General features: G+C 64.2%; 12 protein-coding genes. All 12 read left to right on the top strand.

The window, feature by feature from the left end; all coding sequences use genetic code 11:
• The first annotated feature begins 58 nt into the window (after positions 1 to 58).
• The 12 genes from mobB to ACR9YP_RS37550 all read left to right on the top strand — a co-directional run bounded on the left by mobB (position 59) and on the right by ACR9YP_RS37550 (position 15,956).
• Positions 59 to 586 (top strand): molybdopterin-guanine dinucleotide biosynthesis protein B, encoded by a 528-nt coding sequence (mobB, locus tag ACR9YP_RS37605; RefSeq protein ID WP_474221180.1) that lies wholly within the window; start codon positions 59 to 61, stop codon positions 584 to 586.
• Positions 587 to 595: 9 nt separating this feature from the next.
• On the top strand, positions 596 to 1,852 hold the full coding sequence (locus ACR9YP_RS37600) for a molybdopterin molybdotransferase MoeA (RefSeq protein WP_474218433.1): 1,257 nt from the start codon (positions 596 to 598) through the stop codon (positions 1,850 to 1,852).
• A 45-nt stretch (positions 1,853 to 1,897) separates the two neighbouring features.
• The gene (locus tag ACR9YP_RS37595; RefSeq protein WP_028142272.1) at positions 1,898 to 2,131 is read left to right on the top strand and encodes a sulfurtransferase TusA family protein; all 234 of its coding nucleotides are present in this window, start codon (positions 1,898 to 1,900) and stop codon (positions 2,129 to 2,131) included.
• A gap of 125 nt (positions 2,132 to 2,256) precedes the next feature.
• Positions 2,257 to 3,690 (top strand): sigma-54-dependent transcriptional regulator, encoded by a 1,434-nt coding sequence (locus ACR9YP_RS37590; protein WP_474218432.1) that lies wholly within the window; start codon positions 2,257 to 2,259, stop codon positions 3,688 to 3,690.
• On the top strand, positions 3,683 to 5,707 hold the full coding sequence (locus ACR9YP_RS37585) for a sensor histidine kinase (protein WP_474218431.1): 2,025 nt from the start codon (positions 3,683 to 3,685) through the stop codon (positions 5,705 to 5,707). The genes ACR9YP_RS37590 and ACR9YP_RS37585 overlap by 8 nt, the downstream gene beginning before the upstream one ends.
• 340 nt (positions 5,708 to 6,047) lie before the next feature.
• A complete protein-coding gene (locus ACR9YP_RS37580) occupies positions 6,048 to 7,700 on the top strand; it encodes an OFA family MFS transporter (protein WP_438111150.1) in 1,653 nt (550 codons plus the stop codon).
• Between the two features lie 196 nt (positions 7,701 to 7,896).
• Positions 7,897 to 9,600: an NADH-ubiquinone oxidoreductase-F iron-sulfur binding region domain-containing protein gene (locus ACR9YP_RS37575; protein WP_474218430.1), complete on the top strand. Its 1,704-nt coding sequence runs from the start codon at positions 7,897 to 7,899 to the stop codon at positions 9,598 to 9,600.
• Positions 9,597 to 12,365: a formate dehydrogenase subunit alpha gene (fdhF, locus tag ACR9YP_RS37570; protein ID WP_438111154.1), complete on the top strand. Its 2,769-nt coding sequence runs from the start codon at positions 9,597 to 9,599 to the stop codon at positions 12,363 to 12,365. The genes ACR9YP_RS37575 and fdhF overlap by 4 nt, the downstream gene beginning before the upstream one ends.
• A 304-nt stretch (positions 12,366 to 12,669) precedes the next feature.
• Positions 12,670 to 13,143: a Cys-tRNA(Pro) deacylase gene (ybaK, locus tag ACR9YP_RS37565; RefSeq protein ID WP_438111156.1), complete on the top strand. Its 474-nt coding sequence runs from the start codon at positions 12,670 to 12,672 to the stop codon at positions 13,141 to 13,143.
• A 165-nt stretch (positions 13,144 to 13,308) separates the two neighbouring features.
• Complete coding sequence (locus ACR9YP_RS37560) at positions 13,309 to 14,199, top strand: N-acyl homoserine lactonase family protein (RefSeq protein ID WP_474218429.1); 891 nt, start codon at positions 13,309 to 13,311, stop codon at positions 14,197 to 14,199.
• A 111-nt stretch (positions 14,200 to 14,310) separates the two neighbouring features.
• Positions 14,311 to 15,258, top strand: coding sequence for an ABC transporter ATP-binding protein (locus tag ACR9YP_RS37555; protein ID WP_474218428.1), 948 nt, complete (start codon positions 14,311 to 14,313; stop codon positions 15,256 to 15,258).
• Positions 15,255 to 15,956, top strand: a complete 702-nt coding sequence (locus ACR9YP_RS37550) for an ABC transporter permease (protein WP_474218427.1) — start codon at positions 15,255 to 15,257, stop codon at positions 15,954 to 15,956. Before ACR9YP_RS37555 ends, ACR9YP_RS37550 begins: the two co-directional genes overlap by 4 nt.
• The last annotated feature ends 7 nt before the right edge of the window (positions 15,957 to 15,963 follow it).

Here is a 15,963-nt window from a genome sequence, read left to right as displayed (position 1 = left end):
GCGGGGAGAGGCCGGAAGTTCCATCGGCTGGCGAGCCGTTGGCGGAGATCGGGTGGTTATGAAAGTCATCGGCCTTGCGGGCTGGAGTGGGGCGGGCAAGACCACGCTGTTGACGCGGCTGATCCCGCATTTCAACGCGCAGGGCCTGCGCGTTTCCGTGATCAAGCATGCGCATCACCAGTTCGACGTCGACGTGCCCGGCAAGGATTCCTGGCGCCATCGCGAGGCCGGTGCGGCCGAGGTGCTAGTTGCTTCGTCCAACCGCTGGGCCTTGATGCACGAATTGCGCGGCGCGGCGGAGCCGCGGCTGCCGGAACTCCTGGGCAAGCTGTCCGCGGTCGATCTGGTCGTGGTCGAGGGCTTCAAGCGCGAGCCACATCGCAAGATCGAGGTGTTTCGCGGCGCCAATGGCAAGCCACTGCTGTTTCCAGACGATCCCGGCATTGCCGGCATTGCGACCGACGTGGCCATTGAAACCCGGCTGCCGACTGTCCATCTCGACGATATTCCAGCCGTGGCGGCATTGTTGCTGCGCGCGGCGATGCCGGTTGAGGAAGCGGTGGCGAAAAGCGCCGCAATGCGCTGACGAGGCACCATGGCGCAATTATCGGACGATTGCTTTGCCTTCGGCGGCCCGATGATGTCGGTGGACGAGGCCGTTGGCCTGATCACCACGCGCGTCAATGCGATCGCCGATCTCGAAACCGTGGCGCTCGTCGAAGCGGACGGGCGCGTGCTGGCGCGCGATATCGCAGCGCCTTTGCCGCTGCCGCCCTTCACCAACTCGGCCGTCGATGGTTACGCCGTCCGCAGCGCGGATCTTCCGCAAGGCACCGAGCAGGCGTTGCCGCTCGACGGCCGCATCCAGGCCGGCGGCCTTGCACAAGCGCCGATCAAGCCCGGCCACACCGCGCGCATCTTCACGGGCGCGCCGATGCCGCCGGATGCCGAAACGGTCTTCATGCAGGAAGATGTCCGCATCGATGATTCCGGCAAGATCGTGCTGCCGCCGGGACTGAAGCCGGGTGCCAATGTTCGCCCTGCGGGCGAGGACATTCCCGAAGGGTACGTCGCGCTGCGCGCCGGCCAGCGCTTGCGGCCGCAGCACGTTGCCCTCGCTGCCGCCTTCGGCCTGACCAGCCTCGACGTCGTCAGGCGCATCCGTGTCGCGGTGTTCTCGACAGGTGACGAACTGGCCTCGCCCGGCGAGCCGCGCGGAGCCTCGCAACTGTTCGATTCCAACCGCTTCATGCTGATGGCGATGCTGCGCCGGCTCGGCTGCGAGGTCAGCGATCTCGGCATCTTGCGCGACGAACCGACGTCGCTTGCGAACGGCCTGAAGCAGGTCGCCGGCGAACACGACCTTATCCTTACCACCGGCGGCGTCTCGACCGGGGAGGAGGATCACGTCAAGGCGGCGGTCGAGAGCATCGGCTCGCTGGTGCTGTGGCGGATGGCGATCAAGCCCGGCCGGCCGGTCGCAATGGGCATCATCGACGGCACGCCGCTGATCGGATTGCCCGGCAATCCCGTTGCTAGCTTCGTCACCTTCGTCCATGTGGTGCGGCCGACGGTGCTGGCGCTCGCCGGCAGCCTGCCGGAGCCGCTGACGCCGATCCCTGTGCGCGCCGCGTTCACTTACAAGAAGAAGGCGGGCCGGCGCGAATATGTTCGCGTCTCCTTGCGGCGCGGAGAGGATGGCATGCTCGAGGCGATCAAGTTCCCGCGGGAAGGCGCTGGACTGTTGTCGTCGCTGATCGAGACCGACGGCTTGGTCGAACTCGCCGAAAGCGTCACGGGCGTCGAGCCGGGGCACAGCGTAGGTTTCCTACCCTACGCCGATCTGCTCTGATGCGGCTGCGTTGACGCCATCGCCTCATCCCGCCATGTTGCGCCCATGACCCGAACGACGCTCGATCTCACCGGGCTGAAATGCCCGTTACCTGCTCTGAAGACGCGCAAGGCGCTAAAGCCGTTGCAGCCTGGCGATCAACTCGAAGTGCACTGCACCGATCCCTTGTCGGTGATTGACATTCCGAATCTGATTCGCGAGACCGGCGACAAGGTCGAGATCACCGAGCGCAACGAGGCGCGCATCGTATTCCTGGTCGAAAAGAGCGACGCCCCGTAGAAAGGCGAATGTTCACGGCGGCGACGTTTGACTATGCTGCGCCTGCGGGGGACGGCCGAAGCTTCGCTGCAGTGCGAAAGGCGCCGAATATTGCGGTGGATGATCTCAAACCTAAGACATCGGGCATGACTTTCTCAACGCCGAGGGCAAGCACAGCCGCGAGTCCCGCGGTGGGCCGCGAGCCTGCCGTCAAGCTCGGCAAGACGGCTGCAGGGCCGGAGTTCGGCGCGCTGGCGCAGGCCTCCATCCTGATCGTCGACGACGAGCCGGGCATGCGCAATTTCCTAGTGCGCACGCTTGCGCCGCGCTGCAAGTTGGTGGACGAGGCAGCCGATACCGACCAGGCCTCGCGCAAGCTCGATTCCAACCGCTACGACGTCGTCATTCTCGATAACATCATGCCAGGCAAGAATGGCGTCGATTGGCTCGCCGAGCAGCGCGCCGTCGGCTTTTTCGCCGACGCCATCCTGATCACCGCCTATGCCGACCTCGACACTGCGATCCAGGCCCTGCGCGCCGGTGCGGCCGATTTCGTGCTCAAGCCGTTCCGCTCCAACCAGATCCTCAACGCGGTGGCGCGATGCCTCGACCGTGTCCGCCTCCAGCGCGAGAACTATGTCCTGCGCTATGCTTTGCGTGCCTCGTCCGACCGCACCTTTCTGCGTGATAATCTGATCGGACAATCGGCAGCGACGCTGCGCGTACGCGAGACCATCGCGCGGGTCGCGCGCCTGCCGACCTCGGTTCTCCTCACCGGCGAATCCGGCACCGGCAAGGAAGTGGCAGCGCGCTCGATCCACTCGCTGTCCGACCGCGCCGACAAGCCCTTCGTGCCCGTGAATTGCGCGGCGATCCCGCCCGAGATGATCGAGGCCGAGCTGTTCGGACACATCAAGGGCGCCTTCACCGGCGCCGATTCGGGGCGCGAGGGCTTATTCCTGTATGCGCATGGCGGCACGCTGTTCCTCGACGAGATCGGGGAGCTGCCGCTGCCGATGCAGAGCAAGCTGCTCCGCGTGCTCGAAGACCGCCGCGTCCGTCCGGTTGGCTCCGAGCGTGAAGTTCCGGTCGACCTTCGCTTCATCTTCGCAACCAATGCCGAGCTTCAGAAGGAGGTCGAGAAGGGCCGTTTCCGAGCCGATCTGTTCTACCGGCTCAACGTGATGCAAATCCGCCTGCCGCTCCTGAAGGATCGCGGCGATGACGTGCAGGAGCTTGCCGCCATCTTCATGAGCAAGCTGTCGGCTCAGCTCGGCATGCCGCCGGTGCCGATCGACGCCTCGGTGCGGGCGGCGCTCGCAAGCTATGACTGGCCGGGCAATGTGCGCGAGCTGCGCAATTTGATCGAGCGCACGCTGATCCTCGGCGCCTTCCCCGACGATTTCGCCGGTCCCCGCAACAACGGTCAGTCGGCGCCTGCCGACAGTCTCGCGGAGCTCGAGCGCCGTCACATTCTCGGCGTGCTGAAGGAGGTCAATGGCAATCGCGAGGAGGCGGCGCGTCGCCTCGGTATCTCGCGCAAGACCATCGACCGCAAATGCGCGTTGTGGGATGTCTGATGCTGCCGGCCGCAGCGGCGAGCCCGTGCGGGGACGCTCCGTCCGCTTCCGGCTGCTCGCCATCGCGCTGCTGCCGATGCTGGTCATCCTGCCGCTCCTGCTCGGGGTTGCGATCTATCGCTGGAACGCGAAATTCGACGCGACCCTGATCTCCAAGGTCAACGGCGATCTCACCATCGCCCACCAATATCTCGCCCGCATCCTGGAAAAGACCGGCGTCCAGCTCCGGGCGCTCAGCCTGTCGGCCCGCTTCCATGAGGTGCTGGCGCCGGATGCGCGCGGCTCCCTGCAGGATCTGCTCGACGAGACCCGCAAGGAAATCGGTCTCGATTTCCTCTATCTGACCAACGATCGCGGCGACGTCCTGGCCTCATCGCCGCCGCTGCAGCATCGACCGAGAAGTGACTGGCCGATCATCAGGTCGGCGCTGTCGGGACAGGTCCCTGCGACGGGCGTCGACATTTTCGGCAATGACGAGCTCGCGGCAATTTCGCCGGCCCTGGCTGAGCGCGCGCGATTAGACCTCGTGCCGACCCCGAACGCGGTGCCGACCGACCGCAGCACCGAGACGCGCGGCATGGTCGTGCATGCGGCGAGCCGGGCGATGCTACCTGACGGTGGCGCCGCTGCGCTGGTCGGCGGCACGCTGCTCAACCAGAATCTCGAATTCATCGACACGATCAACGATCTCGTCTATCGCGCGGCGAGCCTGCCGGAGGGCAGCCAGGGCACTGCGACGCTGTTCCTGGACGACGTGCGGATATCGACCAACGTCCGTCTGTTCGAGGGACGGCGCGCGCTCGGCACGCGCGTGTCGGCGGCGGTGCGCTCGGCCGTGCTGGGCGAGGGGCGAACCTGGCTCGACAGCGCTTTCGTGGTCAATGACTGGTACATCTCCGCCTACGAGCCGCTGGTCGACAGTTACGGCAAGCGGGTCGGCATGCTCTATGTCGGCTTTCTGGAGAAGCCGTTCAGTGAAGCCAAATACCAGACATTGATGATCATCATCGTAGCGTTCATCGCGATCACCGCAGCGACCGTACCAATCTTCCTGCGCTGGGCGAGCTCCATCTTCATGCCGCTGGAGCGCGTCACGGCGACGATCACCGAGGTGGAGCGCGGGAACCTTTCCGCCCGCACCAAGATGCCGGTGTTGGGTGACGAGATCGGCCGCGTCGCGGTTCATCTCGATAGCCTGCTCGATCAGATCCAGGAACGCGACCGACAGCTCCGGGAGTGGAATGAGGAGCTGAACGTCCGCGTGCGGGAGCGCACCCGGGACCTCGAGCACGCCAATCTCAAGCTCGAGGCAACCACCAAGCAGCTCATCATGTCGGAGAAGCTGGCTGCGATCGGCGAGATCACCGCCGGCGTTGCGCACGAGATCAACAATCCGATCGCGGTGATGCAGGGCAATCTCGACGTCATCCGCAGCGTGTTCGGGGCCGATGCCGACAAGGCGAAGGTCGAGTTTCGCCTGCTCGACGAGCAGATTCACCGCATTAGCCAGATCGTGACCAAGCTGTTGCAGTTTGCAAGGCCGGAGGAATATGCCGGCTATGTCGAGCGCCATGCGCCGGCGAGCGTCATCTCCGACTGTCTGCCGCTGGTGCAGCATCTTCTGAACAAGACTGAGATCGCCGTGGTCAGGGACGACCGCGCCAACCGGCTCGTGCTGATGAACCGCAACGAGCTGCAGCAGGTCCTGGTCAATCTCATCGTCAACGCGATCCATGCCATGCCGGAAGGCGGAACCCTGACGCTCCGCTCCTTCGATGCGGAGCGCGATGGCCATCAAGGCGTCGCCATCGAGGTCGCCGACACCGGCATCGGCATGAGCACTGAGGTGATCGAAAAGATATTCGACCCCTTCTACACCACGAAACGGCGGCAAGGCACCGGGCTCGGCCTCTCCATCAGCCAGACGCTGATCAAGCGCCAGGGCGGACAGATCACGGCCGAAAGCCGCGTCGGTTCCGGGAGCACATTCACGGTGTGGCTGCCGGAAGCGACCTGATTGGACATTTTGTCCGAGGATCTCAGGACATTCTGTCCGGCGCAGCGTATTGCGCTGCGGGAAGTCGTTGAATCATCACGATGCGACTTCTGGCACGCGCGTTGCTCATCTCAAGACAGGGTGTTGAGGGGGATGAGGGCGCGATAGCCGTCACTGCAGCGCTGCTTGCGGGGTGAAGGGACATCACCCGCAACCAGCTGCTTGCTCGGCGCACATGACGGATGCGCACCAGACGATTCCGCTTCGGCATGAAGTCCGACCTGTCATGCGCGGCTGCCAAGCTCGCACGGCCGGTCTCAAACCGATGTGCCGGCAAGGCCGCGCTTGGGAGGTAATGCTTATGACGACTGCCGATACCGTTCTTGCACCAATTGGTGCTCCCGGCTTTCTCGATCGTGAACGCACGATCGCGACCGCCGGCTTCAATCGCTGGCTGGTGCCGCCGGCAGCGCTGTGCATCCATTTGTGCATCGGCATGGCCTATGGCTTCTCGGTGTTCTGGCTGCCGCTCTCGCGCGCGATCGGGTTGACCGCACCGAAAGCCTGCCCGGATATGTCGCTGTGGCAAGAGCTCTTCACCACCACCTGCGACTGGAAGGTCGCAAGCCTGGGGTGGATGTACACGCTGTTCTTTGTCTTGCTCGGCGTCTCCGCCGCGATCTGGGGCGGCTGGCTCGAGCGCGCCGGTCCGCGCAAGGCGGGCGTCGTCGCCGCCTGCTGTTGGGGCGGTGGTCTTCTGATCGGTGCTTTCGGCGTCTACGTCCACCAGCTCTGGATCATGTGGCTCGGCGCCGGCGTGATCGGTGGCGTGGGACTTGGGCTCGGCTACATCTCCCCCGTGTCGACCTTGATCAAATGGTTTCCGGATCGTCGCGGCATGGCGACCGGCATGGCCATCATGGGATTCGGCGGCGGTGCCATGATTGGAGCGCCTTTCGCCAATCTCTTGATCAACTACTTCAAGACACCCAGTTCGGTCGGCGTCTGGGAGACCTTCGTCACGATGGGGGTGGTCTACTTCGTCTTCATGATGATCGGCGCCTTCGCCTATCGCGTGACTCCGGCCGGCTGGCAGCCCGAAGGCTGGACCCCGCCGAGCGAGAAGAAGTCGATGATCACCGAGCACCATGTGCACCTCGACAACGCGCACAAGACGCCGCAGTTCTGGCTGATCTGGTGGGTGCTCTGCTTGAACGTCTCGGCGGGTATCGGCGTGATCGGCATGGCCTCGCCGATGCTTCAGGAGATCTTCGCCGGCAAGCTGATAGGGCATCCCGAGCTGACCTTCGGCCAGCTTTCGGTCGAACAGAAGGCCGCGATCGCTGCGATCGCCGCCGGCTTCGCCGGTCTGTTGTCATTGTTCAACATCGGCGGCCGGTTCTTCTGGGCGTCGATGTCGGACCTCATGGGGCGCAAGAACACCTACTACACGTTCTTCATTCTCGGCATCGCTCTCTACGCGCTGGCGCCGACCTTCGCGGCGATGGGCTCGAAGCTGCTCTTTGTGCTCGGCTTCGGCATCATCCTGTCGATGTATGGCGGCGGCTTCGCGACCGTGCCCGCCTATCTCGCCGACATGTTCGGCACGCAGTTCGTCGGCGCCATTCACGGCCGGTTGCTGACGGCGTGGTCGACTGCAGGCATCATCGGCCCGGTCGTGGTGAACTACATTCGCGAGTTCCAGCTCGCGGCAGGCGTTCCGCGTGACCAGCTCTACAACACCACCATGTACATCCTCTGCGCCATGCTGATCGCGGGCCTGATCTGCAACTACCTGATCAAGCCGGTCGATCCGAAGTGGAACATGAGCGAGGAGGAGGTTGCCAAGCTTCAGGCTGCAAGTGCCAAGACCCAGGCCGGCATCCAGTATGGCTCCTTCGGCATCGGCAAGGGCGGTTTGGATGCCAGGGCCGCGCTGTTCTGGGCCTTCGTCGGTGTTCCGCTGGCATGGGGTGTGTACAAGACGCTCGAGAGCGCGGTGAAGATCTTCTGATCGCGCAGGCTCTCTTGCAGCGGGAATCTCCACTCCAAGGTGCATGAGGGCGGCGCTAGATCGATCCGAGCGGGGCATGCGGCTTTTTGGCCGCATGCCCCCTAAATACTTATTGCAACGCACGAATTCTCTTGGCATCTGGTATGCCAATGATTAGAGTTGGACTTGTTCTAAAGAAGGGCTACGAGACGCAGCGATGAGCCACGAGGTGCAACAGGTCCGCTCGTTCGAACATCCGGGCGAGGGACGGAAGCGAGCCAAGGCGACGCCCAAGGGGCGCCAGGTCGACCCTACGGCGGCGCACGAGATCGAGCAACTGCTCGGCGACAGGCCGCGGCGGTGCGATCTGCTGATCGAATATCTGCATCTGATCCAGGACAAATACCACCAGATCTCGGCCGCGCATCTCGCCGCGCTCGCCGACGAGATGAAGCTCGCCTTTGCTGAGGTGTTCGAGACCGCGACCTTCTACGCGCATTTCGACGTGGTGAAGGAAGGTGAGCCTGACATCGCGCCGCTGACGATCCGCGTCTGCGATTCGCTGACCTGCGCGATGCTCGGCGGCGAGAAGCTGCTCGAGGATTTGCAGAGCGCCTCGGGCCCTGGCATCCGCGTCGTGCGCGCGCCTTGCGTCGGCCGTTGCGATACGGCACCTGCTGCTGAGGTCGGCCACAACTTCGTCGACCACGCGACCGTCGCCAATGTGATGGCGGCCGCGAAGGCCGGCGACACCCACGCGCATCTGCCGAAATATATCGATTACGAGGCCTATGTCGGCGGCGGCGGCTACAAGCTGCTCAATCGCCTGCGCTCCGGCGAATTACCGACGGACGAGCTGCTGAAGGCGCTCGATGACGCTTCGCTCCGCGGTCTCGGCGGCGCAGGCTTCCCGACGGGACGCAAATGGCGCGCGGTGCTCGGCGAGCCCGGGCCGCGGCTGATGGCGATCAACGGCGACGAGGGCGAGCCCGGCACGTTCAAGGACCGTTACTATCTCGAAACCGATCCGCATCGCTTCATCGAGGGCATGCTGATCGGCGCGCATGTGGTGCAGGCCTCCGACGTCTACATCTATCTGCGCGACGAATATCCGGCCTCACGCGAGATCCTGGAACGCGAGATCGCCAAGCTCCCGCCGGGCGGTCCGACGCTGCATATGCGCCGCGGCGCCGGTGCCTATATCTGCGGCGAGGAATCCTCGCTGCTGGAGAGCATCGAGGGCAAGCGCGGCCTGCCCAGGCACAAGCCGCCTTACCCGTTCCAGGTCGGCCTGTTTGGCCTGCCGACGCTGATCAACAACATCGAGACGCTGTGGTGGGTGCGCGACATCGTCGAGAAGGGCGCCGACTGGTGGAAGGGGAATGGCCGCCATGAGCGTCATGGCCTGCGCAGCTTCTCGGTCTCGGGCCGCGTCAAGAATCCCGGCATGAAGCTGGCGCCCGCGGGCATCACCGTGCGCGAGCTGATCGACGAATATTGCGGCGGCATGGCCGACGGCCATCAGTTCTATGCCTACCTGCCGGGCGGCGCGTCGGGCGGCATCCTGCCGGCGTCGATGGACGGCATCCCGCTCGATTTCGGCACGCTGGAGAAATACGGCTGTTTCATCGGCTCCGCCGCGATCGTGATCCTGTCGCAGAAGGACAGCGTGCGCGCAGCGGCGTTGAACCTGATGAAGTTCTTCGAGGACGAGAGCTGCGGTCAGTGCACACCGTGCCGCGTCGGAACCCAGAAAGCAGCGCTGCTGATGCAGAAGCCGGTCTGGAACCGGGCCTTGCTGGAAGAATTGAGCCAGGCGATGCGCGATGCCTCGATCTGCGGGCTCGGACAGGCGGCATCGAATCCGCTGACCACCGTGATCAAATATTTCCCTGACGAGTTCAAGGACGCGGCCGAATGACCAAGATTACGTTCGAGCTTGACGGCAAGCAGGTCGAGGCCAAACCCGGCGAGACGATCTGGCAGGTGGCCCAGCGCCAGGGCCGCGAGATCCCGCACCTCTGCTATTCGCCCGCACCCGATTATCGCCCTGACGGCAACTGCCGCGCCTGCATGGTCGAGATCGAAGGCGAGCGCGTGCTGGCGGCGTCCTGCAAGCGCACGCCATCGGTCGGCATGAAGGTGAAGACCGAGAGCGCGCGCGCCGTCGCCGCGCAAAAAATGGTGATGGAGTTGCTCGTCGCGGATCAGCCGGCGCGCGAGACCTCGCACGATCCGGATTCGAAGTTCTGGCACTGGGCCGAGACCACGGGTGTCACCGAGAGCCGCTTTCCTGCTGCCGAGCGCTGGGCGACCGACGCCAGCCATCCGGCGATGCGCGTCAATCTCGATGCCTGCATCCAGTGTGGCCTGTGCGTGCGCGCCTGCCGCGAGGTCCAGGTCAACGACGTCATCGGCATGGCCTACCGCAATGCCGGCGCCAAGATCGTGTTCGACTTCGACGATCCCATGGGCGAGTCGACCTGCGTCGCCTGCGGCGAATGCGTGCAGGCCTGCCCGACCGGCGCGTTGATGCCGGCCGTGATGCTCGACGAGAAGCAGACCCGCGTCACCTATGCGGACAAGAAAGTGGATTCGCTGTGCCCGTTCTGCGGCGTCGGCTGCCAGGTGACCTACGAGGTCAAGGATGAGAAGGTGATCTATGCGGAGGGCCGCGACGGCCCCGCCAATCACAACCGTCTCTGCGTCAAGGGCCGCTTCGGCTTCGACTACATTCACCATCCGCATCGGCTGACCAAGCCGCTGGTGCGGCTGCCGAACGCGAAGAAGGATGCCAACGACCAGGTCGATCCGGCCAATCCCTTCACTCACTTCCGCGAAGCGAGCTGGGAAGAAGCGCTCGACATCGCGGCCAAGGGCTTGGTCAAGATCCGCGACGAGAAGGGCGTGAAGGCGCTGGCCGGCTTCGGCTCGGCCAAGGGCTCGAACGAAGAGGCCTATCTGTTCCAGAAGCTGGTGCGCACCGGCTTCGGCTCCAATAACGTCGATCACTGCACACGGCTCTGCCACGCTTCGTCAGTCGCCGCACTTTTCGAAGGCCTGAGCTCGGGCGCGGTGTCGGCGCCGTTTGCTGCAGCGATGGATGCCGAGGTCATCTGGGTGATCGGCGCCAACCCGACCGTGAACCATCCGGTCGCCGCGACCTTCATCAAGAACGCGGTCAAGCAGAACGGCGCAAAACTGTTCGTGATGGATCCGCGCCGGCAGTCGCTGTCGCGCCACGCGACCAAGCATCTGCAGTTCAAACCGGGCTCCGACGTCGCCATGCTGAATGCGATGATCAACACGATCATCACCGAGGGCCTGACCGACGACCAGTACATTGCCGGCTACACCGAAGGCTTCGAGGAGCTCAAGGAGAAGATCAAGGAGTTCACGCCGGAGAAGATGGAGCCGATCTGCGGCATCCCGGCGCAGACCCTGCGCGAGGTCGCGCGGACCTATGCGCGCGCAAAATCCTCGATCATCTTCTGGGGCATGGGCATCAGCCAGCACGTCCACGGCACCGACAATGCGCGCTGCCTGATTGCGCTGGCGCTGATCACCGGCCAAGTCGGCCGTCCCGGCACGGGCCTGCATCCGCTACGCGGCCAGAACAACGTGCAGGGCGCCTCCGATGCCGGCCTGATCCCGATGTTCCTGCCGGACTATCAGCCGGTCGGCCGCGACGACATGCGCGGCGCTTTCGAGAAGCTGTGGCAGCAGGATCTCGATCCGGTCCGAGGATTGACCGTGGTCGAGATCATGAACGCGATCCATGCCGGCGAGATCAAGGGCATGTACATCGAGGGCGAGAACCCCGCGATGTCCGATCCTGATCTCCAGCACGCGCGCCACGCGCTGGCCATGCTCGATCATCTCGTGGTGCAGGATCTCTTCGTCACCGAGACCGCGTTCCACGCCGACGTGATCCTGCCGGCCTCGGCCTTCGCCGAGAAGGAGGGCTCCTTCACCAACACCGATCGCCGCGTGCAGCTCGCGCGCCAGGTGATCAAGCCGCCCGGCGACGCGCGGCAGGATCTCTGGATCATCCAGGAGATCGGCAAGCGGATGGGGCTGCCGTGGAATTATTCCGGCCCCGGCGACGTCTACACCGAGATGGCGGAGCTGATGCCGTCGCTGAAAAACATCAGCTGGGAACGGCTGGTGCGCGAAGGCGCGGTCACCTATCCGGCCGACGCTCCCGATAAGCCCGGCAACGAGATCATCTTCACCACGGGCTTCCCGACCGCGAGCGGCCGCGGCAAGATCGTGCCGGCCAAGGTCGTCCCGCCGGACGAATTGCCGGATGCCGAATATCCCATGGTGCTGTCGACCGGCCGCGTGCTCGAGCATTGGCACACCGGCTCGATGACGCGCCGCGCGCAAGTGCTGGACCAGATCGAGCCCGAGGCGGTCGCGTTCATGTCGCCGAAGGACATGCGCAAGAAGAGGCTCGCGCCGGGCGACTTCATTCGCCTGGAGACCCGCCGCGGCGCCGTCGAGGTCAAGGTGCGCTCCGACCGCGACGTGCCCGAGAACATGGTGTTCATGCCGTTCTGCTACGCAGAGGCGGCGGCGAACCTGTTGACCAACCCGGCGCTCGATCCCTTCGGCAAGATCCCGGAGTTCAAGTTCTGCGCGGCCAGGGCGGAGCGCGTGGAGATGCGCGACGCGGCGGAGTAGGGACGGCCTCGTTCGGCGACGCGCTGCCGCCAAACCCTCAGTGTCGTCCTGGCGAAAGCCAGGACCCATACCGCGTGATCCATCGATTGCGGACGGTCGCAGTCCCGAACGACTAGCCTCCGTCAAACCACTCCCGGTGGTTATGGGTCCCGGCCTTCGCCGGGACGACAATCGAGCGTGTGGCGCATGTCTGCATCCGCATCGTCATTGCGAGCGCAGCGAAGTAATCCAGACTGCCTCAAAGGCAAGATTCTGGATTGCTTCGTCGCTTCGCTCCTCGCAATGACGGTGGTAAACGTGACTCATGTCCAAAGTCACCCCCGCCACGCGCGCGCTTGAAGCCGCCGGAGTTGCCTTCACCGTCCACACATACGACTACGATCCCGACGCAGAAAGCATCGGGCTCCAGGCCGCCGCCGCGCTAGGTGAAGACCCGGCGCGGGTGTTGAAGACGCTGATGGCCTTAGTGGACGGCAAGCCGGTCTGCGTGGTCGTCCCGTCCGACCAGGAAGTCTCCATGAAGAAGCTCGCCGCAATCGTGAGCGGCAAGTCGGCGCAGATGATGAAGCCGCTCGAGGCCGAGCGCGTCACCGGCTACAAGGTCGGCGGCATCAGCCCGTTCGGGCAGCGCAAGCCGGTGCGCACTGTGATCGACCGGCGGGCCATGACGCAGGAACAGGTGTATCTCAACGGGGGCCAGCGCGGCTTACAGGTGCGGCTCAAGCCGGACGATGCGCGCGAGGTCCTCAAGGCAGTCGTGGCCGACGTGATCGCCTGACCACGCAGGCGGTCGCACGCGCCATCAGTTGCGGTGCACAAACGCGGCGTCGTGCAAGTTGAATTTGTTGCGGGCTCGCGTGCATTGAGCCTGCACAGCATCATTAGACTATGGTAGGGTACGACATCCGCGGAAAAAAAGTGCGTCGAAAACAGGGAGGACGACATGCGGGTGATTGCGTCGAAGGTCCTTGGCTCGCTGGCCGCAGGACTTTTTTTTATGTCCGGTGCCGTGACGGCCGCGGAGCCGCCGAAGGAGATGAAGCTCTACGTCTTCTCGTCGGGGGCGCTCAATCTCGACAAGTCGATCATTCAGAATGGCAGTAGTGGCAAGGTCCAGATCCCGGTCGGCTTCTTTCTGATCCGGCATCCGAAGGGCGACGTGCTGTTCGACTGCGGCAACAACGACCGCATCATCAAGGATCCCGACTATTGGGGCCCGTTCGTGAAGGCGCTTGACCCCGGCCGTTCGCCCGACATCGCCATCGACGCCCAGCTTGCCAAGATCAACGTCAAGCCGTCCGATATCAAATATGTCGTGCTCGGCCATTTCCACGTCGATCACGCCGGCAACATCCAAAAATTCCTGGACTCGACCTTCGTGTTCCAGCGTGACGAGATCAGGAACGCGTTCTGGCCGGCGCCTGGCTACGCGACCTTCTTCATCTCGGACGACTTCGCCATGCTGCGCAACAGCGTCGGCGGCGGCATGCCGGCCAAGTACAAGACCATCGAGCTCGACGGCGATCTCGATCTGTTCGGGGACAACAGCGTCTTCATCCATCGCACCGTGTCGCACACGCCCGGAAGCCAGATCCTGGTGGTGCGGTTGCCGAAGACCGGAACAGTGGTGCTGACCAGCGACGCCATCTATCTCCAGGAGAATCTGGATAAGAACATCCTGCCGAGCATCGGCAGCGTCTATGATCCGGTCGGCATGCTCGATGCCTATGCCTGGGTGAAGCGGGTCCGCGACACCGAGGGCGCCGACATCATCTACGCCCACGATCCCGACGTGTTCAAGGCGCACAAGCACTCGCCCGAATTCTACGAGTGATCGGTCGCGACATCGGGTCATCTCGCGCAAGTCGTTATCCCGGGTCCCTGGGCCCGGGATTCCGTTCGGTGCTCCGAGGGAGTACCTGCCAGAGGGGTATCTAAAGTCTCCATGCTTCCGGCTGTCTCTCCGGTCGTTGTCGCCGAGCGCGTGACAAAATGGTACGGGCCGCGGCGCGCTGTCGCCGACGTCTCGTTTTCCATAGCGCCGGGCGAGATCGTCGGACTGCTCGGGCCGAACGGATCCGGCAAGAGCACGATCTTCCGCATGCTTACGGGCTATCTGGTGCCGACGAGCGGGCGCATTGCGGTCGCCGGCCACGACGTGGTTGAGGATTCCATCGGCGTGCGCCGCGCCATCAGCTATGTGCCGGAAGATGCGCCGCTCTACGATCATATGCGGGTCGGCGAATTCCTGCATTTTATGGCGGGACTCAAAGGCCTGCACGGGGCGAAGGCGAGGGCCGCGGTCGACGAGGCGGCCGAGCGGCTCGACCTTGCGCGCGTCATGAAGCTGACGGCCGGCAAATTATCGCGCGGCTTCCGCCAGCGTGTCTCGATCGCGCAAGCACTCTTGGGCGATCCAGACGTTCTGGTGCTGGACGAGCCGACCAGCGGGCTCGATCCGCATCAGGTGATCGCCGTACGCGACCTGATCCAGTCGCTGGCCGGACGGCACACCGTGCTCATGGCCTCGCACATCCTGCCCGAGATCGAGAAGATTGCTTCGCGGGTGATGATCCTGCTCGATGGCGTGCTGCTGACATCCGATGCATTGAAGGATGCCGCGCCCGATCTCCGGCTTCGCTTGTCGGCGGATGCGTCGCTCGAATCCATTCGCGCTGCGGCTGGTGCGGTCGCCGGCGTGCGCGACATCGTCGCCGATGCCGATGGAGGTGGGCGCTTTCTCGTTGCGGCGGATCGGCGTCCCGCACTTGCCTCCGACCTCCTGTCCGCGCTGATCGGTGCGCAAATTGCGGTGCGTGAGCTGACCGAGCTGCGGCCCGACCTCGAGCGGGTGTTTCTCGACCTCACCCGCCAGCCGGAGGCGGCCGCATGAGAAGCTTCGCCGTGCTGCTGGGCAAGGAAGCGACGGCGCTGTTCTCTTCGCCGATCGCCTACGTGCTGATGACCGTGTTCCTGCTGATCATGGGCTATAGCTTCACGCTGACGCTGTTCCTCAGCCATCAGCCGAGCATGGTGCACGTCTTTTTCCAGATGTTCGTGCTGTTCATGCTGACCGCGCCGCTGATCACCATGCGCCTGTTCGCGGAGGAGCGGAAGCTCAAGACGCTGGAGGTGCTGCTGACCGCGCCTGTCTCCGAGGTCGCCATCGTGCTTGCGAAATTTCTCGCCGCGATGAGCCTGATTGTGGTCATGCTTGTGCTGTCGGGGGCCTATGCGGCCGCGCTCGCCTGGTTCGGCGATCCGGATTTCGGCCCGATCTACAGCGGCTATTTCGGCCTCTTGCTATTCGGCTCGGCGCTGATCGGCGCGGGGCTGTTGGCCTCGGCGTTGACGGCCAACCAGGTGATCGCGGCGCTGATCTCGCTCAGCGTGTTCCTTCTGCTCTGGATCATCGACAATTTCGGCTGGCTGCTGCCGAGCCCGTTCGACACGCTGGTGGTGAACCTGTCGCTCTCGGTTCATTTCCGTCCCTTTGCCGTCGGCTCGATTTACCTGTCCGACGTGGGCTTCTTCCTCAGCGTCACGCTGCTGACGCTGCTGTTGACGGTCCGCGCACTGGCGCGGCGGTGAGAGGCAA

This window comes from Bradyrhizobium sp. BR14999 (assembly GCF_056106085.1).
Note: the sequence above shows the minus strand (reverse complement) of the source record. Positions and strands in the feature narration are given on the sequence as shown.